This window comes from Streptomyces sp. NPDC002671 (genome assembly GCF_053592475.1).
The window spans coordinates 1-3,055 of sequence record NZ_JBSFVU010000144.1; the positions used below are offsets into that span (position 1 = coordinate 1).

Annotated in this window: 3 protein-coding genes; 1 reads left to right on the forward strand and 2 read right to left on the reverse strand. The window is 67.8% G+C overall.

Annotated features, from left to right (window positions below; all coding sequences use genetic code 11):
- On the forward strand, positions 1-1,587 hold a 1,587-nt coding region (locus ACWD35_RS45270; protein ID WP_451357144.1), incomplete at its 5' end, for a DUF2637 domain-containing protein.
- A 239-nt stretch (positions 1,588-1,826) separates the two neighbouring features.
- Here the strand turns inward: ACWD35_RS45270 and ACWD35_RS45275 are convergent.
- The gene (locus tag ACWD35_RS45275; protein WP_451357145.1) at positions 1,827-2,504 is read right to left on the reverse strand and encodes a DUF4253 domain-containing protein; all 678 of its coding nucleotides are present in this window, start codon (positions 2,502-2,504) and stop codon (positions 1,827-1,829) included.
- A gap of 98 nt (positions 2,505-2,602) precedes the next feature.
- Positions 2,603-3,007 carry a hypothetical protein gene (locus ACWD35_RS45280; RefSeq protein ID WP_451357146.1) on the reverse strand — a complete coding sequence of 135 codons (405 nt, stop codon included), beginning with the start codon at positions 3,005-3,007 and terminating at the stop codon, positions 2,603-2,605.
- Between the last annotated feature and the right edge of the window lie 48 nt (positions 3,008-3,055).

Sequence of the window (3,055 nt, forward strand, 5' to 3'; positions counted from 1 at the left end):
GCCTTCAACGGGGCCGCCGCCTGGCCGGACCCGCTGGGCGTGGGCATGCACGCGGTGATCCCGGTGCTCTTCGTCGTCGCCGTCGAGGCGGCCCGGCACGCGATCGGCCGTATCGCGGACATCACGGCCGACAAGCACATGGAGGGCGTCCGCATCACGCGCTGGCTGCTCTCCCCGGTCCCCACGTTCTTGCTATGGCGCCGCATGAAGCTGTGGGAGCTGCGCTCCTACGACGAGGTCATCAAGCTCGAACAGGAACGCCTCGTCTACCAGGCCAGCCTCCGTTCCCGTTTCGGCCGTGCCTGGCGTCGCAAGGCCCCGGTGGAGTCGCTGATGCCGCTCCGGCTGGCCCGCTACGGCGTCCCCTTGGCCGAGACAGCCCCGGCCGGTCTGGCAGCCGCGGGTATTGATGAGCCGCCGATTCAGTTCACTGTCGAGCGGCCCCCGGTTCCTGCCCAGCGGCAGAGCCCCGAACTTGAGGCCGCCGTCGACCATGAGAAGGAACTGGCGCCGGTGCCTGGCGTGCGGCCCAAGCCGGTGGAGCCGCGGCGAACCGCACATCCTGAGCAGCCGCACGACCTTGCGGACGGAGGCAACGACCAGCACCTCGCCAATGCCTATCAGGACTGGACGGCCGCCTTTGGATTCGAGCCCACGAGCGCGCAGTTCGCTGGGTGGCTTCAAGACCAGTACGGCATCGCCACCGCGGCCGGCGGGCCACTGTCCGACGAGCAACTCGAACCCCTGCTGCAGCTTCTCAAGCAGCGCCACACGCCCTCAGCTGAGAATGGGACCGAACCCCAGGCCCCGCACGACGCGGACGACGGATGGGGTGACTACTTCTACGACGCCTGGCTCGTGTACGCGCAGGAGCACGGGGCCTACCCCGATGCCGCCGCCCTCGCCACGTACGTCTACGAGCGGGACCAGATCACCGGCGGCAACGGCCAGCCCATCACGGGCGCAGACCTGGAGTACTTCGTCTCCACCTTCCGGCAGCGCGAATTCGACGAGACGGAGCCGTCCGCCTACGAGGAAGCCACCGAGTCCGCCGCACAGGCGCCCACCGGCGAGCCCCTCCCGAACGGGGACGAGTCTGAGGAGACACCGGCCGGGGCGGGCGCACACCCAGCCAAGGAGATGCGCAGTCCCCGGGTGAGTGCCTCCATCGACGACCCGTCGGCCGAGGACGACGCAACCGGGGAGTCCGCCGCGCTCACCACCGTCGACCGTTACTACCTCGCCTGGACCGAGTACCAGACCGAGCATGGCGAGGAACCCAAGGCCGAGCAGTTCTCCGCCTTCCTCGCAAGCAAGAAGGGCATGACCGGCCGCGGCGGAAAGCCGGTCAGCCCGTCCACCCTGCGCCGCTACCTCTTGCCGTTCCGTGTCTACAGCTTCTGGGCGGAACAGCGGGTGCGCAACGAAACCCCGTCCCTCGACGTCATTGCGCAGGAGTGCGCAGCCCACGGGATCACCGCGCAGCACAACAAGCCCCTCAACACCGACTACATCGCCGACCAGGCAGTCGACTTCGAGCGGCGCTGGCAGGCGCTGACCCGCCACCACGCGCAGCCACAACAGTGAGAAGCCGCGCCCTGCTCGTCACTGCGCAACAGCAAGCCAGTCAGCGCCAACGGCTGCGCAGTCAAGAGAAACCGCAGGTCAGTCCAGCATTGCGTAGCCGCGATGCCCATCGCGGAGCAAGGGCACACGGCGGTCTTCGTACTGCGCACCCGCTACAGGGTGTTCACGAATGCCTCTGATCAGGCACGCGTGAAGCCCCCGAAGATCGCTTCCCGTCGCACTGTTCCCGGGCGGGGGCCTCAGTCCCACCAGAAGTCCCAGTTGTGGACACCGGTGAGCCCCTCTGCGTACGCGGCCAGTGTGTACGGCCGTCTGCCTTGCCAGATGTTGTCGGGGCAGAAGGCGAAGTGCTCGGCAGCGACCGGGAATGCGTCCTGTTCAGTTGGGGGTGGGGCTGCGACGCTAAGGTACAGCGTGGAGAAGCCGACCGCGACGACACGGGCGCCGAACCGGTTCTCCCAGTCGCCGACGACCGCGGAGAACTTCGCCGTGTCGTTGTCGTAGTTGGCGGGACCGGACCAGCCTGCCGTTGTGAGGGCTTCTGCGCCGGATGCGGCGGTGACCAGCCCGAGACGTGACTGGGGGTGATCGGAAAGGAACACCTCGGCGTAGTCGGCGGCCAGTTGGTCGGCGCTCATCACGGCTTCTCGGCTGGGTGCGCGTCCGGGCCAGCTCTGCTCGAAGGGGGCGGTGACGGCGAGGCGCCGATCGGCCGACAGCATGTCGTCGTCTTCATCGACGGCGGTATACGTCGCCCACCACTTCGCGAGAAGGGCGGCTGGGTCGTGGCTCGCGGTGGCGGACATCTGCTCTGGAAAGACCTCGCCCGATCCCCAGGGGCGGAATTCGGCATCCCCGGGGTCGAGCGCGTCAAGCAGCAGGGGCCACTGGCCGGAGTCGCCGTGTTCGGCGTGCATCCGAGCCCACAGCCCGGCTGCGGCTGGCTCGTCGCTGAGCCATAGGGGTTGGGAATCCCCATCGCCTTCACTGGACGTGATCATCCGGCCGGGAGGTATCACTGAGCGGATCCGATCACACGGTCACGGAACTGTTGGAAGGCGTGCCAGCCTGACGGTTGCCCCGGATTGATCAGGTCCCCTTCGGCGAGGTCGAGCACTTTGCACCGCAGAGCCTCCGCAAGGCGGAAGACGGACGTGAGCACGTCGTCGCCGGAGCCCCGAGTGTGAAGCATGACCGAGTCCACCGGGTCATCTGAGCCGATGTTGAGTTCGATGGACCAAGTGGGGCCGGACAGGTCGCCCCACGTGGGGTCCGAGAGATCAACTTCGGGAACGGCCTGGGTGACAGCCGCGAGCACGTCGCATTGCCGGCCCAGCGGTTCCGGCGAGTAGTCGTCGGGAAGCTCGTGCATCGAGGTGACGTCGTCGGGCAGGCGGAGGAGGAGCACGTCCCAGCTCATGGTGGCCTTTCAGGTAGGACTCGAGGAGCGGTCGCGGTGGGTCAGATC